Origin of the sequence: Leptotrichia wadei (assembly GCF_007990445.1) — a bacterium.
Taxonomy (GTDB): domain Bacteria; phylum Fusobacteriota; class Fusobacteriia; order Fusobacteriales; family Leptotrichiaceae; genus Leptotrichia; species Leptotrichia wadei_A.
In genome coordinates, this window is sequence record NZ_AP019841.1 from 1,356,237 (window position 1) to 1,382,103 (window position 25,867).

The 25,867-nt window shown below is 30.0% G+C and carries 24 protein-coding genes; 8 read left to right on the plus strand and 16 right to left on the minus strand.

What is annotated here, in order from left to right:
- Positions 1-37 precede the first annotated feature (37 nt).
- Positions 38-841 carry a pyrroline-5-carboxylate reductase gene (proC, locus tag FVE74_RS06380; RefSeq protein ID WP_147003746.1) on the plus strand — a complete coding sequence of 268 codons (804 nt, stop codon included), beginning with the start codon at positions 38-40 and terminating at the stop codon, positions 839-841.
- A 117-nt stretch (positions 842-958) separates the two neighbouring features.
- Complete coding sequence (locus tag FVE74_RS06385; RefSeq protein ID WP_147003747.1) at positions 959-1,903, plus strand: ROK family protein; 945 nt, start codon at positions 959-961, stop codon at positions 1,901-1,903.
- A 272-nt stretch (positions 1,904-2,175) separates the two neighbouring features.
- On the opposite strand, the gene FVE74_RS06390 is transcribed toward FVE74_RS06385, so the two are convergent.
- The 10 genes from FVE74_RS06390 to FVE74_RS06440 form a co-directional block, all read right to left on the minus strand.
- Positions 2,176-2,532, minus strand: a complete 357-nt coding sequence (locus tag FVE74_RS06390) for a PepSY domain-containing protein (RefSeq protein WP_147003748.1) — start codon at positions 2,530-2,532, stop codon at positions 2,176-2,178.
- A 24-nt stretch (positions 2,533-2,556) separates the two neighbouring features.
- Positions 2,557-2,844 carry a PepSY domain-containing protein gene (locus tag FVE74_RS06395; RefSeq protein WP_147003749.1) on the minus strand — a complete coding sequence of 96 codons (288 nt, stop codon included), beginning with the start codon at positions 2,842-2,844 and terminating at the stop codon, positions 2,557-2,559.
- Positions 2,845-3,217: 373 nt separating this feature from the next.
- Positions 3,218-4,579 carry a sensor histidine kinase gene (locus FVE74_RS06400; protein WP_147003750.1) on the minus strand — a complete coding sequence of 454 codons (1,362 nt, stop codon included), beginning with the start codon at positions 4,577-4,579 and terminating at the stop codon, positions 3,218-3,220.
- 79 nt (positions 4,580-4,658) lie between these two features.
- A complete protein-coding gene (locus FVE74_RS06405; RefSeq protein WP_147003751.1) occupies positions 4,659-5,342 on the minus strand; it encodes a response regulator transcription factor in 684 nt (227 codons plus the stop codon).
- 14 nt (positions 5,343-5,356) lie between these two features.
- A complete protein-coding gene (locus tag FVE74_RS06410) occupies positions 5,357-6,061 on the minus strand; it encodes a UTRA domain-containing protein (RefSeq protein WP_147003752.1) in 705 nt (234 codons plus the stop codon).
- 211 nt (positions 6,062-6,272) lie between these two features.
- Positions 6,273-7,604 (minus strand): citrate/2-methylcitrate synthase, encoded by a 1,332-nt coding sequence (locus FVE74_RS06415; RefSeq protein ID WP_147003753.1) that lies wholly within the window; start codon positions 7,602-7,604, stop codon positions 6,273-6,275.
- Positions 7,605-7,619: 15 nt separating this feature from the next.
- Entirely contained in the window at positions 7,620-8,621 is a 1,002-nt protein-coding gene (locus FVE74_RS06420; RefSeq protein ID WP_147003754.1) for an isocitrate/isopropylmalate dehydrogenase family protein, read from the minus strand.
- A gap of 125 nt (positions 8,622-8,746) precedes the next feature.
- Positions 8,747-10,699, minus strand: coding sequence for an aconitate hydratase (locus tag FVE74_RS06425; protein ID WP_147003755.1), 1,953 nt, complete (start codon positions 10,697-10,699; stop codon positions 8,747-8,749).
- Between the two features lie 410 nt (positions 10,700-11,109).
- Positions 11,110-12,207, minus strand: coding sequence for an RNA-guided endonuclease TnpB family protein (locus tag FVE74_RS06435; RefSeq protein ID WP_147003756.1), 1,098 nt, complete (start codon positions 12,205-12,207; stop codon positions 11,110-11,112).
- A 197-nt stretch (positions 12,208-12,404) separates the two neighbouring features.
- Complete coding sequence (locus FVE74_RS06440; RefSeq protein ID WP_232053890.1) at positions 12,405-13,094, minus strand: phosphatase PAP2 family protein; 690 nt, start codon at positions 13,092-13,094, stop codon at positions 12,405-12,407.
- A gap of 168 nt (positions 13,095-13,262) precedes the next feature.
- Between FVE74_RS06440 and FVE74_RS06445 the strand changes: the two genes are divergently transcribed.
- Complete coding sequence (locus FVE74_RS06445) at positions 13,263-13,910, plus strand: response regulator transcription factor (RefSeq protein ID WP_147003757.1); 648 nt, start codon at positions 13,263-13,265, stop codon at positions 13,908-13,910.
- Positions 13,907-15,220 (plus strand): sensor histidine kinase, encoded by a 1,314-nt coding sequence (locus FVE74_RS06450; RefSeq protein WP_147003758.1) that lies wholly within the window; start codon positions 13,907-13,909, stop codon positions 15,218-15,220. The genes FVE74_RS06445 and FVE74_RS06450 overlap by 4 nt, the downstream gene beginning before the upstream one ends.
- A 61-nt stretch (positions 15,221-15,281) precedes the next feature.
- Here the strand turns inward: FVE74_RS06450 and FVE74_RS06455 are convergent, their stop codons facing one another.
- The 4 genes from FVE74_RS06455 to pnp all read right to left on the minus strand — a co-directional run bounded on the left by FVE74_RS06455 (position 15,282) and on the right by pnp (position 19,827).
- The gene (locus FVE74_RS06455; protein WP_147003759.1) at positions 15,282-16,418 is read right to left on the minus strand and encodes a S1C family serine protease; all 1,137 of its coding nucleotides are present in this window, start codon (positions 16,416-16,418) and stop codon (positions 15,282-15,284) included.
- Between the two features lie 183 nt (positions 16,419-16,601).
- Positions 16,602-16,871, minus strand: coding sequence for a YggT family protein (locus FVE74_RS06460; RefSeq protein WP_147003760.1), 270 nt, complete (start codon positions 16,869-16,871; stop codon positions 16,602-16,604).
- A 33-nt stretch (positions 16,872-16,904) separates the two neighbouring features.
- Entirely contained in the window at positions 16,905-17,453 is a 549-nt protein-coding gene (pgsA, locus tag FVE74_RS06465) for a CDP-diacylglycerol--glycerol-3-phosphate 3-phosphatidyltransferase (RefSeq protein WP_420028888.1), read from the minus strand.
- A gap of 274 nt (positions 17,454-17,727) precedes the next feature.
- Positions 17,728-19,827 carry a polyribonucleotide nucleotidyltransferase gene (gene pnp, locus FVE74_RS06470; RefSeq protein ID WP_147003761.1) on the minus strand — a complete coding sequence of 700 codons (2,100 nt, stop codon included), beginning with the start codon at positions 19,825-19,827 and terminating at the stop codon, positions 17,728-17,730.
- Positions 19,828-20,121: 294 nt separating this feature from the next.
- On the opposite strand from pnp, the gene deoD reads away from it, so the two are divergent.
- The 4 genes from deoD to rnmV all read left to right on the plus strand — a co-directional run bounded on the left by deoD (position 20,122) and on the right by rnmV (position 23,252).
- Positions 20,122-20,832 (plus strand): purine-nucleoside phosphorylase, encoded by a 711-nt coding sequence (gene deoD, locus FVE74_RS06475; RefSeq protein WP_147003762.1) that lies wholly within the window; start codon positions 20,122-20,124, stop codon positions 20,830-20,832.
- A 9-nt stretch (positions 20,833-20,841) separates the two neighbouring features.
- Positions 20,842-20,991, plus strand: coding sequence for a hypothetical protein (locus tag FVE74_RS11510; protein ID WP_018450218.1), 150 nt, complete (start codon positions 20,842-20,844; stop codon positions 20,989-20,991).
- Positions 20,992-21,146: 155 nt separating this feature from the next.
- Entirely contained in the window at positions 21,147-22,634 is a 1,488-nt protein-coding gene (locus tag FVE74_RS06480) for an aminoacyl-histidine dipeptidase (RefSeq protein WP_147003763.1), read from the plus strand.
- 33 nt (positions 22,635-22,667) lie between these two features.
- Positions 22,668-23,252, plus strand: a complete 585-nt coding sequence (rnmV, locus tag FVE74_RS06485) for a ribonuclease M5 (protein WP_147003764.1) — start codon at positions 22,668-22,670, stop codon at positions 23,250-23,252.
- 293 nt (positions 23,253-23,545) lie between these two features.
- Here the strand turns inward: rnmV and prfB are convergent.
- Both prfB and FVE74_RS06495 read right to left on the minus strand, forming a co-directional pair.
- Positions 23,546-24,641, minus strand: a protein-coding gene (gene prfB / locus FVE74_RS06490; protein ID WP_232053891.1) for a peptide chain release factor 2 whose coding sequence is annotated in 2 segments (ribosomal slippage) — positions 23,546-24,568 and positions 24,570-24,641 — 1,095 coding nt in all. Because the reading frame shifts where the segments join, the coding sequence is not laid out codon by codon here.
- A 155-nt stretch (positions 24,642-24,796) separates the two neighbouring features.
- Positions 24,797-25,831: a 2-hydroxyacid dehydrogenase gene (locus FVE74_RS06495; RefSeq protein WP_147003766.1), complete on the minus strand. Its 1,035-nt coding sequence runs from the start codon at positions 25,829-25,831 to the stop codon at positions 24,797-24,799.
- Positions 25,832-25,867 lie beyond the last annotated feature (36 nt).

Sequence of the window (25,867 nt, forward strand, 5' to 3'; positions counted from 1 at the left end):
AATGAGATAGAAAAAATAAAAAAGGAGCTGATTCAAAATGGAATTAGGAATTATTGGAGCTGGAAATATGGGAAGCTCGATATTAAAAGGTGTTACAACTTCTAATTTTCTTTTAAGTGATGATGTAGCTGTTTTTGACTTAAATAAAGAAAAAGTTGAAAAATTAGTGAAGGAATATGGCGTGAAAAGGGCTGAAACTGAAAATGAACTTGTGGAAAAAAGTAATATTATTATTCTTTCGGTAAAACCGAATATTGTTCCGATAGTTTTGAAAAAGATTAAAGATAAACTGGATGAAAATACTATAATTTTGTCAATTGCAGCTGGAATTAGTATTGACTTTATTGAAAAAATTATTGGAAGTGATAAAAAAGTGGTAAGAACTATGCCAAATACGCCTGCTCAGGTTATGGAGGGAATGACGGCTGTTTCCTTTAATTCAAACATTGAAGAAAATGAGAAGAAAGTTATTTTTAAATTGCTGAACAGTTTTGGAAAAAGTATAGAAATCGATGAAAAACTTATGCATGTTTATACTGGAATTAGCGGTTCTCTTCCAGCATACGTCTATGTGTTTATAGAAGCCCTTGCTGATGGTGGAGTTTTAGAAGGAATGCCTAGAGATAAGGCTTATGAAATTATTGCTCAAGCTGTTTTAGGTTCTGCTAAAATGATGCTTGAAACAAAAAAACATCCAGGTATTTTAAAAGATGAAGTGACTTCTCCTGGCGGAACTACAATTGCCGCTCTAAAAGTATTAGAAGATGGGAAATTTAGAGGAACTGTAATGGAAGCAGTTAAAGCCTGTACAGAAAAATCAAAAGAAATGGCACAAAAGTAAGGCCCTAATATTGACAATGCCAAATAAATGGGGTAGACTAATATTAATATAATAATTTATTTAATTTTAAATAAAATAAAAAATATATAAAAAAATTATAATCAATTAGGAGGACTTATGAAATACTACGTAGGAATTGATCTAGGAGGAACTAACACAAAAATTGGACTTGTAGATGAAAAAGGTAATATTATTTTTAAAACTATTGTAAAAACCGATTCAATGGAAGGATTTTCAGAAACAATTCGAAGATTGTCAAAAATTTTGCTTACTCAAATTGAAGGAAGCAACATCAGCTTTGATGATGTTTCATCAGTTGGTGTAGGAGTTCCAGGTCCTGTGCTAAATTCTAGAATTGTTAAATTCTGGGCGAATTTCCCTTGGAAAAATGGAGTTGACCTTGCATTAGAATTTGAAAAAAATCTTGGAAAACCAGTAAAAGTTGATAATGATGTCAACGTTATCACACTTGGAGAAATGTGGAAAGGTGCTGCTCAAGGATATAAAAATGTATTAGGACTTGCTATCGGAACTGGAATTGGTGGAGGAATTATTGTAGATGGAAAACTTGTCAGTGGAGAAAACGGAGCTGGTGGAGAAGTTGGACATATAAAAATTGAACCAAATGGAAAATTATGCGGATGCGGACAAAAGGGATGCTGGGAAGCCTATGCTTCTGCTACTGGAATAATCCGTGAAGCAAACAGCCGTCTTGCAGTAAACAAGCAAAATTTACTTTATGAAATGACAAAAGGCAGAGAATTGGAAGCAAAAGATGTATTTGATGCCGCTAAAGAAAATGATAAATTTTCACTTGAAATTGTAGATTACGAAGCTGAAAAATTGGCTTTCGGTATCGGAAACTTGCTTAGCACATTAGATCCTGAAATTGTTGTAATTGGTGGCGGAGTTGCACTTTCTGGAGATATTTTATTTGATCGTGTAAAGGAAAAATTAAAAGATGTTGCATTCCCATCAACTCTTGAAAATTTAAAACTTGCCACAGCCACTCTTGGAAATGATGCAGGAATTTTAGGTGCTGCTTATCTTGGAATAATGTAATAATAAATAACTTATACTATTTCCCATTTAAATGTAAGACTAGTTATAAATCCTATTTGCAAGGGATAAAGATCCCGCTGTTAGCAATTAATATAAAATCTAGTTTCTATTTTTAAACGGGATTTAGTATTATTTTCTTAACAAAAAAAGACTATTTTTAAAATTTTAAATAGTCTTTATTTTTTTACTGTTTAATTTTTTCATTTTTTTCACATTTTAATCTATATTTTCTAATTTATTTTTTTATTCTAATTTTTTTCAATTTACTTTAACTATCTTTTTTCAAATTTTATTATTGAACCACTTTTTGCATCAATAATAAATTCATATCTAGCATTGTTTGCAATAAACTCTATTTCATAAACAGATTTTCCATTTTTATTATCCAATTTAATTTTTTTAAAATTAGCGGCCGCTTCTGAAACTCCAGCATGTGCCAATGCAATTTCCTTTGCTCTATTTGGTGTTATTTGTGTATCAGAAGTTTTTATATTAATTTTCGGCACCAGTTTTATTTCATTTCTTTGATCAATAACACTTCCCCTTGTCAAAAAACTGACAGAAATAAGAAATATTGCTAAAGTAACTATATAGTTAAAACTTCCTTTTTTTATTACTCTATTTATCATATCATTTTCTCCATAAACTCTTTTTTATTTATTACTACTTTTTTCTTCACTCCAATTAATTATTTTTCCAGTGTAAATATCTATTTCAAAATTATAAGCAACATTTCGATAATTAATTTTCCCTTTATAAAATCCATTATCTTCCGTATCAAATTCAAGAACATTCGCAAATGTCGCTCCGGGAACTTTGGCTAGAGCAATCTGCTTTGCCTTGATTACATTCACTTTTTTTCTTTCCTTTCCAATCGGAAAAACTAGTAAACTGGCTAATAACATTCCAAGTAATGTCGTTTTTAAAAATCTGATTTTCACAAGCCTGCCTCCCTTCTGTTTTAAATAATGCCTACAGTCCATTTATCTATAATTTTACATTTTTCCTCATAGATATACAGTTACTAAAATTTCTATATTTCTCATAATACTAGTATATTTTTTCATTTTTACATTAATTATTTAAACTGCTTTACTCGAGTAAATAAGTCTGATACTTTAAGTTGAGCTATGTATCATTCTTTCTGACAATTTAATAATACCATATAAACATTAAAGAAAAATGAGAACTTTTCATTTTTTTAAATTTTCTTAGTTCCATATATCTATTAATCCCTGTTAATTGGCATTTCAGAGTAATAAATTTTTTTGTTATTTTTGTCAACTAACTCTTCCCTGTTTTTTTAGTTTTTATTTACAAAATTACTGTAAAAGTTGTTCCCAAGCCAAATTCACTTTCCACAAAAATTTCTCCATTATGCAGCTCTATAATTTTTTTTACCATAGAAAGTCCAAGTCCTGAATTATCACCACTTTTAGATGGATCTACTTGATAAAATCGCAGCCATATTTTATCCAGCTCATCTTTTGGAATTCCCATTCCATCATCAGAAATTCTGCTAATAATTTTATTTTTATTTTCATCTAAAAATAATTCAACGATAACTGTTCCATTTTGCTTTCCATAGGAAATTGCATTTGAAATCAAATTTGTAAAAACTCGTATAATCATCATTTCATCAATCTTTGCATAAATTTCTGGAACAATTTTTGTGACAAATTTTATATTTTTAGCTTCTGCAGCGCAAATTTGAGTTTCCACAGTCATTTCCAGCAGCTCACTTAAATTGATATTTTCAAGATTCAATTTCTGCTTTCCACGTTCCATACGTGCCAGAGTCAGTAACTGTGACACCAGTTTTGACATTTTTTGCCCTTCCTTTTCAATGATTCCAAAAGATCTTTGTGCTTCTTCAACTGATTTTATATGATTTTTTCCATATTCCGACTGTGTCAGTATAACTGTAATCGGAGTTCTCAATTCGTGGGAAACGTCTGAAGTAAACTGCACTTCATTTTCAAAAGATGTCTGAAGCCTGTCAAACATTACGTCAAAAGTGTTTGCAAGAGTGTGAAGTTCATCATCGCCTTTTCCAAGGTCAATCCGCTGTGACAAGTCATTCCCCTCATTAATTTCTTCTGCAATTTTTCTAATTTTTTTAATTGGCGTAAAGGCATTTTTAGTAATAATATATCCTCCAATTGCTGAAAGTATAAGAAAAAACGGCAAAATTATAAAAGAAATATGAATGACCGTTTCAATGGCACTAGACTGTCCAATATTAGGCATTACTCCTCGAATCCATACTTTTCCATAACTTCCAAGATTAATCATTTTATTGTAAACATACCACTTTTGATTATGACTTTTTACAATTATAATTTTATCATCCTTCGACTTTTTATTATCCATCTCAAATCCATTTGGAGAATTTCCATAAAGAAATTTAAAATCCTTATCATAAATGGAAATTTCTACATTCTGAATCATTGTATCAAAATTACTGTCAATTATAATTTCTCCATTTTTTATCGTTAAATAGTCCAGCCTATGAATTACAACATCCTTTAAATAAGTTCGCACGCTTGAATGAATAATATTTTCACTTATATAAAATACAATATACAATGAAGAAATTACAAGCAGAATCATAATTCCCATATACCACAGACCTATTTTTAACTGTATCCAATTACTATTAACAAATCTCTTCATACCTTTACTTTCCTATTTTAAATTTTTTAGTTTTTATTTTTTAAAATTTTCTAAATAATAAATTGATTTAACTTTTAATTTACTCGACTTTCAGAACATAGCCAATCCCACGAACCGTATGAATTAATTTAGGCTCAAAATCCTTATCAATTTTTTTTCTTAAATATCTAATGTAGACATCAATAACATTTGTACCGCCTTCATAGTCATAATTCCATATATGCTGTTCAATTTGCTCCCTAGATAATACTCTTTCCTTATTTCTTATCATATATTCCAAAATTGTAAATTCCCTTGTTGAAAGTTTTATTGGGACATCATCACGAAAAACATCGTGAGAATTACAGTTTACCGTTAAATTTGCAATTGAAAATATATTACTTGCATTGGAATTTCCGTTTGTTGAATTTCTTCGTAAAAGCACTCTTATTCTAGCCATCAGTTCATCAAATGCAAATGGTTTTACCAAATAGTCATCAGCTCCATAATCAAGCCCTTTTACCCTGTCTTCAATTCCATCTAATGCAGTAAGCAGTAAAACTGGCGTTTTTATCCCCTTTTCTCTTATTCTCTTTAAAATCTCAAATCCATCTATTCCAGGCAGCATAATATCCGATACAATAACATCATATTCAGTTGAAAAAATATATTCAAGCGCATCATTTCCATTAAAGCAAGTGTCAACACCATATTTTTCCAAAATTAATCTTTTAACAATTATATCATTCAAATTTTTTTCATCTTCAATTACTAAAATTCTCACAAATTTTCACCAACCTATCTTTTTGCTACTGTTGAAAATACAAACTTGTCTGGTCTGTAGGAATTTACTCCATATTGAAATAGTGTCCCATTAGACAAGTAAGTGTGGCTTTCAATTACGATAACCGCATTAAAATCCTTTAAATCCATATATTTTTGTTCATCTTCAGTTGCATATCTAAATTTTATTTCACGTCGTGAATGGGATATTTTTAGATGTAATTTTTTTTCAAGATAATCATAAGTTGAATTTTCTGCAATTTTTTTATCCAGAAACGGAACAATCCTTCTATCAAAATAAGTTGTTTCATACTCAAGAGCTTCCCCATCCAAAATACGAATACGTGAAACCTTATAAAACGAAACATCTTCAGATACTTCAAAAATATCCATAATTTCCTTAATTCCACTAACAACATCCAATTCAACCAAATTAGTAGCAATATCAATATTTTCAATTTTGTTAAGTTCCTTTGAAGTCCTAAGATTTGATAAGCTGTTTTTAAACCGTCCATTTTCCAAGACCATTGAATTTTTCCCTTTAATTTTTTGAATATATCCATCCAATTCAAGCATAGAAAGCGCTTTTCTTATTGTATCTTTAGAATACGAATATTTACGTGCCAGTTCAGACTCACTTTCTAAAAATTCTCTTGCCTTGAACGTTCCGTTTGTAATTTTTTCCCTTATATCATTATAAACCTCTTTATATTTGCTCACAGACATATCTCCTTTCAAGAAACATCATTTTTATTATATCTCAAAAATTGAAAAATAACAATGGCTCGGATAAATAAAAATCAATTTATAATAAAAAAACAAGGAGAACAAAACTTTCTCCCCATCTTATACTAAACCCACTTAAAAAATAAAAATTCTATTTTATATTACCCTTGTAAAAAAATTAATAATTATTCTGCTATTTAAAAATTTATAACAAAACATTCCCATCTTCATCGATTGCCTTATAAGCTGGTCTGATTAATTTCTTATCAACTAAAATTTGTTCCATTCTATGCGCATTCCAACTAGCAATTCTAGCAAGAGCAAAAAGTGGGGTAAAAATATTTTGTGGAATATTTAAAAGTTTATATACAAATCCTGAATATAAATCAACATTTGCACAAATTTCGAAATTTTTTCCTTTAGTCTCTTTTCCAATTTCTTTTGTAAGTTTTTCAATATTTGAAAATAACTCGAATTCTTCAAGTGCATTTTTTTCTTTTGCTAATTCATAAGCCTTTTTCTTTAGTAATACAGCACGAGGATCCGAAATTGTGTAGACAGCATGTCCCATACCATAAATTCTACCTTTTTTATCAAATACCTCTTTATTAAATATTTTTTTCAAATATTCTTTTAATTTAACTTCATCATATGGATTAGTATTTTTCTTAATATCTTCCACCATTTTTGTAACCATAGAATTTGCTCCACCGTGCATAGGTCCTTTCAAGGCTCCAATTGAGGCAGAAATCGACGAATATGTATCAGTTCTAGTCGAAGAAACCACATGAGAAGTAAAAGTTGAGTTGTTTCCTCCTCCGTGTTCTGCATGGATAACTAAAATCAAGTCTAAAACTTCAGCTTCCAATTCTGTAAATTGATTATCGCTTCTAAGCATATGAAGAACATTTTGTGCAATGCTATATTCTTCCACTGGATTATGAATAATCAAACTCTTATTAAAATGCTTGTAATTACACGCTTGATAACAATAAACAAGAAGGCTAGGAAATTTTGCAATCAAATTTAAAGATTGATCAATTAAGTTTGAAAGACTAACATCATCTGGATTTTCGTCTAAAGTATAAAGACACAAGACAGACCGTTGAAGCTGATTCATTATATCCGTACTCGGTTTTCTCAATATGAAATCTTCGATAAATTCATCTGGTAAATGCTGGTATTCTTTCAAAGTACTGATAAACATTTTTAATTCAAAATTAGAAGGAACTTTACCAAAAAGCAATAAAAATATTGTTTTTTCAAAGCAAAAAGTTTTTTCCTTTTTAAATTGAGCTACAAGTTTTTCAATAGGAATACCACGATAATAAAGTTTTCCATCTGCTGGAATTTTTTTTCCGTCCTTATCGATTGAGTATCCTAAAACAGAACCAATTTTTGTTAATCCAACAAGAACTCCTGTCCCATTTTTATTCCTAAGACCTCTTTTTACATTTAATTTATTATAAATGTCATCTGAAATAGAATTATTCTCGGTGAACATAACTCCCAGCTCATTAATAAAATCAGTTTTCATGTTTTCACCAACTCCTTATTTCAGATTTTCAATAATTTTATCTGTAAATTCAGTAGTTGTAGCATTTCCACCTAAATCTGCTGTTTTACAACCGTCAGTTAATGTTTTTAAAATGGCTCTTTCAATATTTTTAGCAAAATCATCAAGTTTTAAATATTTTAACATTTCGATTGAAGAAAGTAGCAATGCAAGCGGATTTGCTTTATTTTGTCCTGCAATGTCAGGTGCTGATCCGTGTACTGCCTCAAAAATAGCGATATCATCTCCAATATTAGCCCCAGGTGCAACTCCAAGTCCTCCAACAAGTCCAGCTACTAAATCAGATAAAATATCTCCATATAAATTCATTGTAACAATTACTTTGAATCTTTCAGGATTTGTAACAAGTTGCATACACATATTGTCAATAATAAGTTCTTCTAGCTCAATGTTTTCATATTCTTTTGAAATTTCTCTTGCGATATCCAAAAACATTCCATCAGTGAATTTTAAAATATTTGCTTTATGAACAACTGTAACTTTTGAAATTCCATTATTTTTTGCATATTCAAAAGCACTTCTAATAATTCTTTCGCTTCCTTTTCTCGTAATTCTTTTCACAGCAATTGCACTAGTTTTTTCTTCATTTTCATATTTTTCTTCACCAATATAGATTCCTTCAGTATTTTCACGGAAAATAGCCAAATCAATATTATCATATCGAGTTTCAATTCCAGGCAAATTTCTAGAAGGTCTAAAATTTGTGTATAAATCGTATTTTTTTCTAAGGTACACATTTATACTTCTAAAACCTTTTCCAATTGGTGTAGTAATAGGCCCCTTTATTGCAATTTTGTTTCTTTCAACGCTTTCATAAAGACTTTCAGGTATAAGTTCTCCAGTTTTTTCATAAACATCCGACCCCGCATTTTCAGTTTCAAATTCGACAGGAACTTTCGCTGCATCAAAGATTTTTACTAAACTTTCAGAGATTTCATATCCAATTCCATCTCCAGGTATTAATGTAATTTTTTTCATATTATCTTCCACTCTTTCTAAATTATTTTTTTATATAAATTACAGTAATTCTAGTTTAAATAAAGAGCTAATTTATTCAAAATTTTTTGACTCAAAATCAAATTAGAACTACTGCTATTCACGTTTTAACTCAAAAATTCATCACTTGTAGCGAATTTCAAATATCCACCAAATTTCAAGATTTTAAGTTCTCTTTCTGAACCATTGAATTTAGCAGGAAATTCGATATTTTTAGTAAGATTTTTAACAATAAATCTTCCATTTATCAATGAATTTGGAATATCTGATAATTGTAATTCGTCATATTCATCTATATTGTTGTAATCTTCTACATTTTCAAATTCTAATGGTATAATTCCACTGTTAATCAAGTTTGCTTTGTGAATTCTTGCAAATGATTTTGCAATAACAGCTTTTATACCAAGATAAAGTGGTAATAATGCAGCATGTTCACGGCTAGAACCTTGTCCATAATTTTCTCCACCGACAACGATTCCACCATCATTTTTTTCAGCTCTTTCTTTGAAATCTGGAATAATTGTTTCAAAACAGTGTTCAGATAATTTAGGAATATTTGAACGGAATGGCAATAACGCAGCATTCGATGGACAAATATCATCTGTTGTAATATTATCTCCTGTTTTTAAAATAACTTTTTTAGTAAAGCTGTCTTTTAATTCTTCTCCAATTGGGAATGGCTTAATATTAGGCCCCATAACAATTTTTACAGCTTCTCTTTCTTTTTTCGCTTCATCTTCATTAGGATTTGGGAAAATGAAATAATTATCTGAAACTTCAAATTTTTCTGGCTCATCAATAATAATTTCTGCTCCCAATTCTCTTGGATCTGTTAAATATCCTGTAATTGCTGATGCAGCAGCTGTTTCTGTACTAACTAAATAAACTCCAGCACTCATTGTTCCGCATCTTCCCTTGAAGTTTCTGTTAAATGTTCTAAGTGAGATTCCATCTGTTTTTGGTGCTTGTCCCATTCCGATACAAGGTCCACACGCAGCTTCTAGCAATCTCGCACCAGCTGCTATAAATTTAGCCAATGCTCCATTTTCTGAAATCATTTTCATAATGTTACTTGAACCTGGCGATAAAACAAGACTCACATCTGGGTGAACTTTTTTCCCATCTAAAATTGCTGCAAGTTTCATAAAATCTGAATAAGATGAATTTGTACATGAACCAATTGCAATTTGATCAACTTTCAATTTTTTGTCTTTTGGAATTTCATGCACATTATCAGGACTATGAGGAAAAGCTGCAAGTGGCACTAATTCATCCAAATTAACAACTAATTTTTCATCATAAACTGCATCCTCATCAGGCAATAATTCTACAAAATCTTCTCCACGTGATTGTTTTTCCAAGAAAGTCTTAGTATTTTCATCACTTGGGAAAATTGAAGTTGTAGCTCCTAATTCAGCTCCCATATTTGTAATAGTGGCTCTATCCTCAACAGATAGTGATTTTATACCTTCTCCAGTATATTCCATTACAAATCCAACTCCACCTTTTACTGTCAATTCTTTTAAAACATATAAAATTATATCCTTAGCTGATACCCAAGGTTGTAATTTTCCTCTAAGCTCGATGTTATAAACTTTTGGAACTTTCAAATAATAAAGTCCTCTTGCCATACCAATCGCAACATCAAGTCCACCTGCTCCAATTGCAAGCATTCCAAGTCCTCCACCAGTAGGTGTGTGACTGTCTGAACCAATCAATATTTTTCCTGGTTTACCAAATCTTTCCAAATGCAATCTATGACAAATCCCATTTCCAGGTTTTGAAAAAACAATATTATGCTTTTCAGCTGATGTTTTAATAAATTCATGATCATCTGCATTTTCAAAACTTGATTGTAACATATTGTGATCGACATAAGCCACAGAAATTTCCGTTGCTACTTTGTCAATATTCATCGCATTTAGCTGTAAATACGCCATCGTTCCCGTGGAATCTTGTGTAAGTGTTTGATTAACTCTTACGGCGATTTCGTTACCTGCTTTTAATTCTCCTTTTAGAAGATTTTTTTTCAAAATCTTATATGTTAAACTCATACCCATTTTTTGTCCTCCAAACATAATTTCCTCTAATTTAATTTTCAACTATGTATTAATTATAATACCAATCGTAAATTGTGTCAACGATATATAATATATATTTTTTTTATGATTGCATATATATTATATATAATTAAAAAAAAGCCAATAAATATTGACTTTTTGTATTATCAGAGTTATTTATCCTATATAAATTTTTTTCATTTGTATATCAAACAAATCGGCTTTAAAAATATTTAATAATAAATTAAATTAAAAAATTTATTTTCTAAACAATTCTTTACAATTTGAGAAAGTTAGGTGAACTACTCCCGCTTTTAGAAGCGGGAGCTTCTTGGGAAGTATCTGCTTCTGTTAGCCAAATATATTTACCAAGCTCTTCGGGCAGTCCCTGCCCTGTTTTTTTTATTTTCCTAATATTCCAACATCAATTTTCCAATGTTTTTTATATTCAGTGCCGCATTGTAATCTCTATCAATTTCAATCCCACAGCACTCACATTTATAACTTCTTTCTGATAATTTCAGTTCCTCTTTAACATTTCCACATTTACTGCAAGTTTTCGATGACGGAAACCACTTATCTATCTTCAAAAATTGTTTTCCTAAAAACATCAACTTATACTCAAGCATCCTCAAAAACATTCCCCACCCATTATCTCCTACACTTTTCCCAAAATTTAATGACTGGCTCATCCCTTTCATATTCAAATCCTCAACAACTACAGCATTATACTCTTTAGATAATTTTTTCGATAATTTATGCAAAAAATCTCTTCGGCAATTTTTGATATACTCATGCAATTTTGAGATTTTCGCTTTTTGCTTATACCAATTTTTAGAAAATTTCACTTTTCTCGATAATGATTTCTGTAATTTTTTCAATTCTTCTTCCAACATCCTAAAATATTTTGGATAATCAGCCCTTTGGTTTTCAGAACTGACAAATAATTCAGACATTGAAAAATCAAGTCCAATTACTTTATCTTTACTAACTACCTTTTGAATTTCTTTTTCAAATTCTGTCAAAACAGAAACATAATAATTTCCATTGCTATTTGTCAATGTTACTGACTTTATCTTGTAATCCTTTGGTATTTCTCTATGATATTTCAATTTTACTTTTTTCAATTTTGGCAAAACCAAATATTTGTTTTCCTCAATTCGTATCGAATTGTTCACACAATTTGTCGTGTAACTTTTAACATTATTCTTTTTAGATTTGAACCTTGGAAACTTCGTTCTTTTCTGAAAAAAATTCGTAAACGATCGTTTTACATTCAATTGAGCATTTGAAAGTGCCAGACTGTCTACTTCTTTCAAAAATTGATTTTCACTTTTCAAACTGGCAGGTGTAATTATTTTATTTTTTCCAGTTTCTTCATAAATTTTATTCGCTGTATACAAAATTGTATTGTAAACAAAGCGAACACATCCAAAAGTCTTATTTATTAATAATTCCTGCTCTTTATTTGGATAAATTCTGTATTTGAATGCTAAATTATATTTCATAAAATTACACCTCCTTTTGATTTTGAATATTATTTCTAATTATTTCTTTAGAAATTTTATTATTTATAACTTCTTTTCGATATTTTATACAAAAATTATATCATGGATGTATCCTTTTTTCAATAAAAAAAGCAATTCATCTCCCACTTGTAGAAGTCGGAGACTTCTTGCTATCTTTTTGTTAAAAGTATTATAAATTAGGCAACTTTTCTTTTAAAAATTCCAATATTAAGTTTTCTATAAAATGGAACAAAAACTGGTCTTGCTTTTTTAGCTTTATTTCCAAATATTTTTTTATGCACAAATTTTGCGATAAAATATGAAAGAATAACACTTGCAACAACATCACTGCTCCAATGACGTACCAAATAAATACGGCTCATTCCTACTAAAATTCCTAAGATGAATAACGGTATTTTTATTGCTTTACTTTTTATGATAAAAAATAAAATCCAAATTGTTCCCCAAATAGTAATTGTATGTCCTGATGGAAAAGATACATAACTTCCTTTCCAAAATGAGCTATCTTTAATCATAGTCATGATTCCATAAAATTTATCAGGATTTATAGTTATTGACGGTCTTGCTCTTGCGAATAATACTTTCATTATATTCACTGTAATTTGAGTGGAAAGCAAAGTAAAAATTATTGCTAAAATATATTTTTTTAAATGATTGTATTTCTTTTTATTTATCAAAAAGAACGATAATAACACAACTGTCAATAACAATTCAAAATATCCTTCTCCAAATTTAGTAATAAAATGAAAAAATTTTTCAGTACTTTCTGAATGACGAAAAATACTCGAATCTGAAATATATGATAAATGTTTAAAAAAGAATTTATCTATAGAAAAAATATAATTTGTTGGTTTCAATTGTATCACTTCTCCTTTTCTATTTAAATGAAAAAATTATTAGTTATTTAATTTATATCTTTTTATTTTTCTAAAATTAAGATATAATATTTTTAAGATAAGTAATATTAACATAAAAAATAAATTTTAAAATGAATTTAAACTGAATAAATTTTGGAGAGGAAAAATAAAAGAAAAATGGGAAAGATATTAGTTGTTGAAGATGATAAAAAAATATCTAGAATTTTAAAATTACAGCTGGAGCGAAAAAATCACGAGATTACGGTAATTGAAAATGGAATTGATGCTTTGAATGAGATTGATAAAAAGAGGGATTTTTATGATTTGATGCTTTTAGATTTGGGACTGCCTTTGATGGAAGGAAATGATGTCTGCAAAAATGTTAGAAAAATATCAGAAGTTCCAATAATCGTTGTTTCTGCGAAAAATAACATTGAAGAAAAAGTTGATTTACTGAAATCGGGAGCGAGTGATTATGTTACGAAACCTTTTGATTTTCTTGAGCTTGACGCAAGAATTGACATAAATATTAGAAAAGAGAAAATTTCTGAAATTATTTATAAAACATTAAAGTTAAATACTGAAAATTATTCTGTTTATTTGGAAGAAAAACCTGTTTTATTGACAAAAACGGAATTTGAACTGGTTAAACTTTTGATTGAGAATAAAGAGGAAATTGTTTCACGAGATAGAATTGTTGAAAAAATATGGGGTTGGGAAGCTAGTGATAATCTGCTTGACAGTACGATAAAAAAAATTAGGCAAAAATTGGGAAAAGAAAAAATTAAAACTGTGAGAGGAATTGGGTATATTTTAAAAATATGAAAAAAATAAAATTGAAAAAGATAAAAGACAAAATAATTTTTGCAAATACGATAAGTCTAGTTTTTATCTCATTTATAATTATATTGGGAATGACTATATTTTTAATTCATAAAGCTGTTGAAGCTGAAACTAAAGAAATGGATAAACTTGTCTTATCTGCCATTGAAAAATTAAATAATGTTCCGACTGATAAATTGAAAGAAACTTACAAAAACTACGATTATGCTGATAAACAATATATTTCCCTTGCAGTTGAAAAAAATGGGAATTTTATTTATTTGACAGATGACGAAAATCATTCGGATTTTAAGAAAATTAAAGAGAATAAACTTGAAACAAAATGGGACAGATTTGTCTACAAAAGAATTTACACTGTGAATAATACAAAATATTATGCAATAAGAAATTTTGAATTTATGGAAGCACATGAAATTTTGTATGTTATGCTTTTAATGTTTGTTTTAATTACAATTTCGATTATTGTAATTTCAAAAATCGTTGCTGAAAATGTGTTAAATCCTTTGACAAATATAATTTCCCAAAGTAAGGAAATGAATGAGCACAATATTGATGCACAATTGACAAAAACAAGAGATGATGAAATTGGAGAATTAATTGATGTATTAAACGAAACTTTTAAGAAAAAAGAGGAAATTATAAAAAGTCAGAAAACATTTTCTTCTGATGTGTCACATGAATTGAAAACGCCACTTGCCATAATGAAAGGTTATTTGGATGTTTTAAAATGGGGGAAAGATGACGAAAAATTGTTAGAAGAAGCCATTGAAAATATGGATATTGAAGTAAAAAATCTTGAAAGAATTATAAATACACTATTTTTAAGTTCCAATCTTGAAAAAATTACTATAAAAAAAGAAGTTATCGATGTAAAACAACTTTTTGAAAAAATAAAAAAAGATTATGAACTTTTGAATATCAAAAGGGAAATTTTAGTAAAATCTGATGACAATGTGAATATTTTTGTTGATAAAAATTTGATTTCAGAAGTTTTGCGTGGATTGATTGACAATAGTATAAAATATTCTATTGGAAATATTGAATTAGTTGCCAAAGAAAATGATATGGTCAAAATTATTGTAAGAAATTATGGAGAAGGAATTCCTGAAGAAGAAAAGAAAAAAATATTTAGTAGAAATTTTCAAGGTAAAAATGCTAAAAAAGGAGCAGGACTTGGACTTTCTATTATACGAGATATTATTTTATTAAATGATGGAGAAATTTATTTGGAAAATAGGAAAGATGGAGTTGATGTGAGAATGGAATTTAAAAAAATTGAAATTGAAGAATAAAAATAAAAAAAGGCAATCTCAAGATTTTTGAGAAAGCCTATTTTTTTACTTTTGATTTTAATTATCTTCTTTGCTGTCTTGTTTGTTGTTGATAATTGAATGATTCTAACTTCATTGAAATATTTTTTTCTTTTCCATTTGATGCAACTTTCAAATTAACTGTTTCTCCAATTTTCTTAGCTGCAAGTTCCCCAATAAATGAACCAGCTGATGTCACAGGTTTTCCATTGATTTCAAGAATTATGTCATTAGCTTTAAGCCCATATTTTGCCGCTGGCGAATTTGGATAAACTTGTTGCACTAAAATACCAGTTGAATAAGAAATTCTTCTTTCTTTCTTCAATTCTGAGCTTAAATCAAGTACTGAAATTCCAATATATGGACGTTCATATTTTCCACTTTTTATAATTGAATCTCTTACATTTTCAGCCAAATTTGAAGGAATTGCAAAACTTAATCCTACACTTCCACCATTTGGAGAATAAATAGCAGTATTTACACCAATAACATCTCCATTGATGTTAAGAAGCGGTCCACCACTATTCCCTTGATTAATAGAAGCATCTGTCTGGATAAAGTTTTCAACTTGCTCAATTCCAAGTGAACTTCTTCCAGAAGCTCCGATTACACCAACAGTCATCGAGCTGTTAAGTCCTAACGGATTTCCAAAGGCAATAGCCCAATGTCCTATTTTTATATTATCTGAATTTGCAAATTTCAATGGCTTAAATGTTCTGTTAGCATTTACTTTTAAAATCGCAATATCGACTTCTGGCGATGTTCCAACTAATTTTGCCAAATATTCGTGTCCATCAGATAATTTTACATAAATTTCATCTGCTCCATCAATAACGTGATTATTTGTCATCATATATCCGTCACTTGAAATTATGAATCCTGATCCCAAACTTCCAGACTCACGTCTTTGTTGTCTTACTCCAGAAGTTCCAAATAAAAATGCCTCAAGCGGATTATAAGTTTCTACGACAATTGTCTTTTTTGTTCTTATATTTACAACAGAGTCTTTAGCTTTATCATAAACAGAAGCGAAAGCATCTTGAGCACTGTACATATCTCCTGTAACATTTGTATTTTGAACAATTTGCTTATTTTGTAAAAAATCTGTCTTATTTACTGCTGCAGTTGCTGTTAGGGCAGCCGCCATAAATGATGTAGTTATAATTTTTTTTAATTTCATATTTAAAATCTCCTTTTTTGTAAAATTTATATTTCAAAAACTATTTAATGTTAATTATTTTACTCCCTTTTTCTTAGAAAAAATAATATTCTCATTTTTTTTATTCTTAGATTTTATAAATTTTTATTTAATAAAGAACAAAACTACCTTTCCAAAAAATATTTTTTTAATCAGGATTAAAATTTAAAACATGCCTAATAAAACAGCTCTTACAAACATTTTCTTTATCATCTCTATAACCATAAGTCCCAAAATTGCAGAAATATCAAAATTCATATTCCCGATCGGAATTACTATTCTAAATATTCTTAAATACGGTTCTGTAATTTTTCTTACCCATTGAAAAATTATTATTTGATTATATGGATCAATCCACGTTCCCAAAATATTTACTAAAATAAGAAGAGCATATAAATCAAATATTTTCAATATTAATTCTATAATAATTTCCAAAATTTTCCTCCAAAAATTTAAAAGGTTTTTTTATTATTTATTCAATATATTTTTACATTTTACAATGTATTCAATTCCTGAAACTACAGTCAATATCAGTGGAATAAGCAACAAAATATTATTTATTGTAAAACTGAAAGGTATCAAAATTATTAACGTAAGTGCTACCATTTGAGTTGCAGTTTTCCATTTTCCAAGTCTATCTGCCGCAATTACAGCTCCTTCAGCCGCTACGATTGAACGAAGCCCTGTTATTAGCAATTCCCTAAAAATTATAATTATTACGAACCACAAGCTAACTTGATTAAACTTTGCAAGTGTAACTAAAGCTGAAATAACAAGAATTTTATCAGCCAATGGATCCAGCAGCTTTCCTAAATTTGTAATCATATTGTATTTTCTTGCAATTTTTCCATCATAATAATCTGTAATCGCCGCTCCTACGAAAATAGCCGCTGAAAATATTCTCAACATTATAGCAATTCCTGTATTTTCTGAAAATTCCAAAGCTAAACTTAAGAAAATCACAAACGGAATAACCAAAATGATTCTCAACGTTGCTAATTTGTTGGGTAAATTCATTTTCATCATTTCCACACTCCTTTATAATTATTTTTAGTCATTTGTAAAATTCTAAAAATTACGACAAGCATTGTATTTTTTTTATGTTTCTGACAAGGGGCCAAGACCCCTTGTGATTATAAACACTGCTATTATTCAATCTTTATATTTTTTACTTCGACAATTGCCTAAATTTATTATTTTTACTTTTTTTAATATTCAAATACATTTAATTATTTTGACAAGGTTGAATCTCCTTGCAGCAGAATATTTATTTTACATATAATCAAATCTATTACAACAATGCTTTCATGCTTAAATTAAATTTATCTTCATTTTCCATCGAAATTACTTTAACTCTTACAATTTGCCCTTCTTTTAGTGCATCTTCAGTCTTTTCAACTCTCTTGTTGCTTATTTCTGAAATATGCAAAAGCCCTTCCTTTCCTGGTAATACTTCCACAAATGCACCAAATTTCATCAATTTTGTAACTTTTCCTTCATAAATTCCATTTAACTCAACAGACTGTGTCTGATTTTTTACAAGTTCCAATGCTTTTTTCATATTTTCAGAATCTTTTCCAAAAATTGAAACAGTTCCATCATCATCAATATCTATTGAAACTCCAGTTTCATCAATAATCGCTCTAATAACTTTTCCTCCAGGCCCAATAAGTCCCGCAATTTTATCAGGATTAATTTTAAGAACCTCAATTTTTGGCGCATTTTCAGAAACTTCAGCCCTAGGTTCGCTTATTACAGCTTCCATTTTATCAATAATGAACATTCTTCCTTCCAAAGCCTGTTTTAAAGCAATTTCCATTATTTCTCTTGTAATTCCTTCAATTTTTATATCCATTTGAATCGCAGTAATTCCATCTTTTGTACCTGCAACTTTAAAGTCCATATCTCCAAGATGATCTTCAAGTCCTTGAATATCAGTAAGTACAGTAAACGTGTCTCCTTCTTTTATAAGCCCCATTGCAATTCCTGCAACTGTTGATTTTATAGGCACTCCAGCTGCCATTAATGCAAGCGATCCTCCACAAATTGTCGCTTGTGATGAAGATCCGTTGGATTCTGTAATTTCAGAAACAAGTCTTACTGTATATGGGAATTTATCTTGATCTGGCATAACATGCTTTAATGCTCTTTCAGCTAAATTTCCATGTCCCAGTTCACGTCTTCCAGGCGCTCTCATAAATCCAGCTTCTCCAACTGAATATGGTGGGAAATTATAGTGCAGGAAGAATTTTTTACGTGTTTCATCTTCCATTCCGTCAATAATTTGCTCATCTTCTTTACTTCCAAGTGTCGCAACAACCAATGCCTGAGTTTCTCCACGTGTAAACAATGCTGAACCGTGTGGTACTGGAAGTGTATCTATTTCCACATCAATTGGACGGATTTCAGTAGTTTTTCTTCCATCAGCCCGATATTGCTTGTACAAAATAGCATCTCTCACAAGTCTTTTTTCCACATCTCTGTAATATTTTTTAAATTCCTTTTCAAGATTTTCGTCAATTTCTCTTTCTTCGCTTTCAAGTTTTTCAACATATCTTTCAAAAAGTTCTATTTCTAAATTATCAATCGCTTCATATTTTTCCAATTTACCAGGTGTCATAATCGCATTTTCAACTTCATTTTCAAAGCTGTCAATAAACTCTTTAATTTCAGGCTCTACTTCCTTTTTTTCAAATTCATATTTTTTCACATCAAACTGTGACAAAAATTTATCCTGCTCTGCACAAATTTCCTTAATTCTTTCGTGCCCAAACATAATAGCTTCCAGCATTACTTCCTCTGAAACTTCCTTAGCTCCAGCTTCTACCATTGTTACCGCATCTTTTGTACCTGCAACTGATAATTGGATTTCACTTTCCAGAAGCTGTTCCCCTGTCGGATTCAAGATATATTCCCCATTAACATATCCAACTGTAACTCCAGCCACAGTTCCCGCAAACGGAATATCTGATAATCCCAATGCGGCAGAAACTCCGATTGTAGCCAGATTTTCAGGATAGTTCATTTCATCATAAGAAAGAACTGTAATTACAATATGAACAGCATTTAAAAATCCTTCTGGAAATAACGGTCTTATCGGTCTGTCAATCAATCTTGAAATCAAGATTTCATCCGTTCCCGGCTTAGTTTCCCTTTTTATAAATCCTCCTGGAAATTTTCCAGATGCATAAAATTTTTCAATATAATCAACTGTAAGCGGGAAAAAATCCTGCCCTTCCTTGACATCCTTACTTCTAGTCGCTGTAACTAAAAGCACAGTTCCCCCACATTGCACAATAACTGATCCCCCAGCCTGACGTGCAATTTTTCCAGTACTTATTTTAATTTGCCGGTTTCCTAAATTAAAACCGTAAGTCTTTTCATCAAACATTTTTCCTCCTAAAATTTTTTATTTTTTAAGAAGGGAGCAAATAATAGTAAAGTTCTTTAATTACCTGATTTACTATTCAAATTAATAAAAAACTTTACAATTACTTACTCAAAATACCTTCTTAAAATTTCTATAATTATACCATTTTTTCTAAATTTTTACAAATTTTTTAAAATACATATTTAAAATATCAAAAAATAAAATAAATATCTTGAACATTTTCATAAATTAAAGTAAAATATACTTAAGTGAAAAACTTTTCAGAAAAACAAAAAAATTCAGGAGGTAAAAACAATGGCTACACCACATATCGGAGCAAACAAAGGAGATATTGCAGAAACTATATTACTGCCAGGAGATCCGCTTAGAGCAAAATATATTGCAGAAACTTTTTTGGAGAATGTCGTTCAATATAACAATGTTCGTGGAATGTTGGGATTTACAGGAACTTATAAAGGAAAAAAAGTGTCTGTTCAAGGGACTGGAATGGGAGTTCCTTCAATTGGAATTTATGCACATGAATTAATTGCAGAATTCGGAGTAAAAAATTTGATTAGAATTGGAACTGCTGGTTCTTATCAGGAAAATGTAAAAATAAGAGATGTTGTACTTGCCATGTCAGCTTCAACTGATTCAGCTATTAACAAACTTAGATTTAACGGAGCAGATTATGCGCCGACTGCAAACGCCGAAATGCTTTTTAAAGCACACGAAATCGCTAAACAAAAAGGGCTTAATGTAAAAGCTGGAAATGTATTTACAAGTGACACTTTTTACGGAGATGACCCAAATGCTTGGAAAAAATGGGCAAAATTTGGAGTTTTATGTGTAGAAATGGAAACAGCTCAGCTTTATACAACTGCGGCTAAATTGGGAGCAAATGCATTAACTTTGCTTACAATAAGTGATTCGTTTATAACTCACGAAGTTACAAGTGCCGAAGAAAGACAGACTACTTTTAACGAAATGATTGAAGTTGCGCTTGAAACTGCTATATCGCTTTAAGGAGGGAAAATGGAGTTTTATAAAAGACTGATTATAAAAATTTTGGAACGCAGTTCAGTTGGTTCTGATAACAGAATTCTGAAAAAGTTAAAAAGCGGTTATGACTTGACTCAAAGGGAAATGGCTGAACTGGAAGAATTATTAGAGCATATTTTATAACAGGTTTATTTTTTACAATTTCAAGGTATACTTGTTCGGAAATTATATATATTTAGAACTTGATAAATAGAATTGTTCTAAAGTAAGGGGTCTTGACCCCTTGTAAAAATAAAAAAACTTGGTTATAAAACAGGTTTAATGAAAGGAAAGATAAAATGAAAATAGAGAATTTATATCCTGAAAAGGTTTTTCAATATTTTAGTGAAATTTCTAAAATACCGAGAGGTTCAAATAAAGAAAAAAAAATTAGTGACTGGATTGTGGAATTTGCAAAAGAAAGAAATTTAGAAGTTGTTCAGGACAAGGCGTTCAATGTGTTCATAAGAAAGCCTGCAACAGCTGGATATGAAGAATATTCGCCACTTATTCTGCAAGGGCATATGGATATGGTCTGGGAAAAAAATAAAAATACACAGTTTGACTTTGAAACTCAAGGAATTGAACTTGTTGTAGAAGATGGATTTTTGAAGGCAAAAGGAACTACGCTTGGGGCAGATAACGGAATTGCAGTGGCTTATGCGCTTGCGATACTTGACAGTGATGACTTGAAACATCCAGAACTTGAAATAATTCTTACAACTGATGAAGAAGATGGAATGAGCGGAGTTAATAATCTTGACTTTGGGATTTTTTCTGGAAAGACGCTTATAAACTTGGATACTGAAGAATATGGTCAAGTTTATGTAAGCAGTGCAGGTGGAGCAAGAATTTTTAATGAATTTAACTTTGATGCTGAAAAACTTGAAGATGACGATACTGTGATAAGTGTTGATGTGAAGGGGCTTCTTGGAGGACATTCTGGAGCTGAAATTCATTTGGGGCTTGGGAATTCTAATAAAATTTTGGCAGATGTTTTGAATCATTTGAATAAAAAATATACGCTTTCAATAATGGATATTGATGGTGGAGAAAAGACTAATGCAATTCCTAGGGAGGCTGTGGCATTACTTGCTGTGAAACTTGAAGATGAAGAAGTCAGCGATTTTGAAAGATTGGCAAAATTAGCTTTTGAAAACGTGACAAAAGATTTTAAAATAATTGATAAAAATCCTGTTATTGAAGTTAAAGAAATAAAAAAAGAAGAATTGAAAAATCAAGGAAAAATGTCAATTTCCAATACAAATGCCGTTATTTCGTTTTTCCATGAATTTCCAAATGGAGTTATTGCAATGAGCAAGGATATTGAAGGACTTGTGGAAACTTCAATAAATTTAGGAGTTATAAAAACTGAAAATAAAGACGGGAAAATTAATATAAAAGTTCAATCATTGCCTAGAAGTTCGGTAAATAAATCGCTTGAAAAATTATTGAACGATGTGAAGGAACTTTCTGAAAAATATGAAGTGGCTGTAAAAATAAATTCGCCATATCCATCTTGGGAATATCGAAAAGATTCAAAAATCCGTGATATTGTGGTAAATTCATTTAAGAAAATAACAGGGAAAGACCCTGAAATCAAGGCAATTCATGCTGGACTAGAATGTGGAGTTTTTGACAATAATATGGAAAATGTCGATATTGTTTCAATTGGGCCTAATATTTACGGTGCTCATACACCTGAAGAAAGAATGGAAATAGATTCTGTTGGAAAAACTTGGGAATTACTTCTAAAAGCTATGGAAGATTATAATATAAAAAAATAAAAAATTTTTAAAAGTAGAAAAAGGAAATATTAAATGGAAAAAAAGCCAAATACACAAAATAAAAAAATAAAAATAAAGGAAATTATAGTAGTCGAAGGGCGAGATGACATAACAGCCATAAAAAGAGTTGTAGATGCACATATTATCGCCCTAAACGGCTTTTCTGCATTATCCAAAAAAACAATAAATAAAATGGTTGAATTATCCCAAAATAACGATTTAATTTTATTTACAGATCCTGATTTTGCAGGGAAAAAAATTCGAGATACGTTAAAAAGATATATTCCAAATATAAAGCATGCCTTTGTCAGTCGAAAGGATGCGACTAGAAATGATAATATCGGAGTGGAAAATGCCAATGATGAAGCAATTTTAGATGCGTTAAAAAATGTTATTACGGCTCATCAAAATGTTGAAAACAGATTCAATATCAGTGACTTGATTGATAATGGATTTGTTTCTGGAAATAATTCAAAAGAACGCAGAATAATGCTGGGAGACTTGTTAAAAATCGGCTATTATAATGCAAAGCAGCTTTTAAAGGCCCTTAATTCATTTAACATTTCACGGGAACAATTTGAAGAAGCGGTAAAAAAAATAAATGAGAAGAATATGTGAACTTATATTTTTTCCCATTGAAAGTAACGGATTTATTATAAATTCTATTTAACAAGGGAATCTTGACCCTTTACCAGAAAATAGAAGTTTTAAACTTCTTAAAATCTGTCATAGAAAACTATAATCAAAATAAATATTATAAAACAAGGGATCTTGATCCCTTGCTAAAAAATTTCATAATAAATTTACTGTTTAAATAATAGAGAATTTGTGTAAACTAACAGATAAATCCAGCAAATTCAGTACTTTGCTATTCTATTTACACAAAAATTTTTATACTCTCAAATAACAAATTAAGACTTAGCATATTTCAGATATTCATTTATAAATAAATCAATATCTCCATCCATAACTTTTTCAACATTTCCCTCTTCAGCCTTTGTCCTATGATCCTTAACCATTTTATAAGGCTGAAAAACATAAGAACGTATTTGACTTCCCCATTCGATTTTAGATTCAGTTCCCTTTAATTCTGCCATTTCCTTTTCCCGTTTTTCCAGTTCCAATTCAAATAATTTAGATTTTAATATTTTCATTGCAGTTTCACGGTTTTTCAGCTGTGAACGCTCATTTTGGCAGGTAACTACGGTATTTGTTGGGATATGAGTGATTCTAACGGCTGAATCTGTTGTATTTACATGCTGCCCTCCAGCGCCACTTGCCCTATAAGTATCAATTTTCAAGTCTTCTGGACGAATATCAATTTCAACGTCATCTTCTATTTCAGGTGTAACATTCACTGCGGCAAATGAAGTATGCCGTCTGGCATTTGAATCAAATGGTGAAATTCTGACAAGTCTGTGAACTCCTTTTTCCCCTTTTAAATAGCCATAAGCATAGTTCCCCTTTATATTTAGCGTAATGCTTTTAATTCCAGCTTCTTCCCCAGCCAGGCTGTCAAGCACTTCAACCTTAAAATTATGCCGATTTGCCCATCTGTCATACATTCTGTAAAGCATTTCAGCCCAGTCACATGCCTCTGTCCCTCCAGCCCCTGAATTTATCGTAAGAATCGCATTATTCATATCATATTCTTCATCCAGAAGCAATTTTGTCTTAAAATTGTCAATTTCATTTTTCAAATCCTGTGACTTCTGCTCAAGCTCATTTTCAAACGAATTATCTCCCATTTCAATAAATTCAATAATTGTAGAAACATCTTCAAATAGTCCATTTAACTTATCATACTCTTCAAGCAATTTTTTCTTTGCGCTAATATTTTTCAATATTTCCTGACTGTTATCCGTATTCCAGAAGTCTGCTTCAAATGTCCTTTTTTCCAATTCATTAATTTCATTTTTTAAATTTTCAATGTCAAAGATGCCTCCTGATTTCTTCAATATTAACTTCATTTATTTCATTTTGTTTTTTTATTTCAAATAAATCCATATTTTTTGCCTCTTTCTTTTTATTTTTTTCTTTTTCAAAATTCTCTTTTTTTCAAAATTTTAGGAAAATATAAATATTAAAAGAAGCTGCTCTAAAAAAACAGCCTCTCTTTAAGTTTTTGGAAAATAAAAACTTTTTTATATTTCAGATAATAATTATTTTCTTAAACCTTCAACAACTTTACCAGTTTCTTCGTTATACCAAACTTCATTTTTCAATGGTTCTTCTTTAACATAAGATAAGATGTTATTGAATGTTGCTTCAGCGATGTTATCCAATGCTTCTGTTGTTAGGAAGGCTTGGTGAGAAGTTAGCACAACATTGTTAAATGATAACAATCTAGCTAATAAATCATCTTCTAGCACACTTGCTGATTCATCTTCAAAGAAGTAGCTGCTTTCATTTTCATAAACATCAAGTCCAGCTCCACCAATTTTTTTATCTTTTAATCCTTCAACTAATGCTTCTGTATCAATTAATCCACCTCTGGCAGCATTAATGATAATAACACCGTCTTTCATCTTAGCAATAGTATCTTTGTTAATTGTATGTCTTGTTTCAGGGAATAATGGACAATGCAATGAAATTACATCAGATTTTGCAAATACTTCATCTAATGTCACATAAGTGAAATTTTCTTCTTTTGCAGCTTGTTCATTAGGGAATTTATCATAACCAATAACTTTCATTCCTAATCCATTTAAAATTCTTATGAAAATTCTTGCTATTCTACCAGTTCCTATAATTCCAGCTGTCTTACCATTCAAGTCCATTCCAGTTAATCCTGCTAGGCTGAAGTTTCCTTCTCTTGTTCTGTTATAAGCCTTGTGAGTTTTTCTATTTACTGACATAAGAAGTGCTAACGCATGTTCAGCAACAGCATACGGTGAGTATGCAGGAACTCTTAAAACGGTAATTCTGTTTTCACGGGCAGCTTTTAAATCAATATTGTTGTAACCAGCACATCTTGCCGCAATTACTCTAACTCCATTTTTTGAAAGTATATCCAATACTTTCGCATTTAAGTCATCATTTACGAATGTACATACAACATCTTGATATTTTGTAAGCATTACATTTTTCAAGCTTAATTTTTCCTCAAAATAAGTAATATTAGCTCCAAAAGTTTCATTCCATTTGTCAAAAAATTCGATATCATAAGGTTTTGCATCGAAAACTACAATTTTCATTTCATATTCCTCCTAAAATTTATTATTATCTTTCTA

What these genes read in the sequence shown, in the direction of transcription:
- proC (WP_147003746.1), top strand. Translation starts at nt 38, where the DNA reads ATGGAATTAGGAATTATTGGAGCTGGAAATATGGGAAGCTCGATATTA.
- FVE74_RS06385 (WP_147003747.1), top strand. Translation starts at nt 959, where the DNA reads ATGAAATACTACGTAGGAATTGATCTAGGAGGAACTAACACAAAAATT.
- FVE74_RS06390 (WP_147003748.1), bottom strand. Translation starts at nt 2,532, where the DNA reads ATGATAAATAGAGTAATAAAAAAAGGAAGTTTTAACTATATAGTTACT.
- FVE74_RS06400 (WP_147003750.1), bottom strand. Translation starts at nt 4,579, where the DNA reads ATGAAGAGATTTGTTAATAGTAATTGGATACAGTTAAAAATAGGTCTG.
- FVE74_RS06415 (WP_147003753.1), bottom strand. Translation starts at nt 7,604, where the DNA reads ATGAAAACTGATTTTATTAATGAGCTGGGAGTTATGTTCACCGAGAAT.
- FVE74_RS06420 (WP_147003754.1), bottom strand. Translation starts at nt 8,621, where the DNA reads ATGAAAAAAATTACATTAATACCTGGAGATGGAATTGGATATGAAATC.
- FVE74_RS06425 (WP_147003755.1), bottom strand. Translation starts at nt 10,699, where the DNA reads ATGGGTATGAGTTTAACATATAAGATTTTGAAAAAAAATCTTCTAAAA.
- FVE74_RS06435 (WP_147003756.1), bottom strand. Translation starts at nt 12,207, where the DNA reads ATGAAATATAATTTAGCATTCAAATACAGAATTTATCCAAATAAAGAG.
- FVE74_RS06445 (WP_147003757.1), top strand. Translation starts at nt 13,263, where the DNA reads ATGGGAAAGATATTAGTTGTTGAAGATGATAAAAAAATATCTAGAATT.
- FVE74_RS06450 (WP_147003758.1), top strand. Translation starts at nt 13,907, where the DNA reads ATGAAAAAAATAAAATTGAAAAAGATAAAAGACAAAATAATTTTTGCA.
- FVE74_RS06455 (WP_147003759.1), bottom strand. Translation starts at nt 16,418, where the DNA reads ATGAAATTAAAAAAAATTATAACTACATCATTTATGGCGGCTGCCCTA.
- pgsA (WP_420028888.1), bottom strand. Translation starts at nt 17,453, where the DNA reads ATGAATTTACCCAACAAATTAGCAACGTTGAGAATCATTTTGGTTATT.
- pnp (WP_147003761.1), bottom strand. Translation starts at nt 19,827, where the DNA reads ATGTTTGATGAAAAGACTTACGGTTTTAATTTAGGAAACCGGCAAATT.
- deoD (WP_147003762.1), top strand. Translation starts at nt 20,122, where the DNA reads ATGGCTACACCACATATCGGAGCAAACAAAGGAGATATTGCAGAAACT.
- FVE74_RS11510 (WP_018450218.1), top strand. Translation starts at nt 20,842, where the DNA reads ATGGAGTTTTATAAAAGACTGATTATAAAAATTTTGGAACGCAGTTCA.
- FVE74_RS06480 (WP_147003763.1), top strand. Translation starts at nt 21,147, where the DNA reads ATGAAAATAGAGAATTTATATCCTGAAAAGGTTTTTCAATATTTTAGT.
- rnmV (WP_147003764.1), top strand. Translation starts at nt 22,668, where the DNA reads ATGGAAAAAAAGCCAAATACACAAAATAAAAAAATAAAAATAAAGGAA.
- FVE74_RS06495 (WP_147003766.1), bottom strand. Translation starts at nt 25,831, where the DNA reads ATGAAAATTGTAGTTTTCGATGCAAAACCTTATGATATCGAATTTTTT.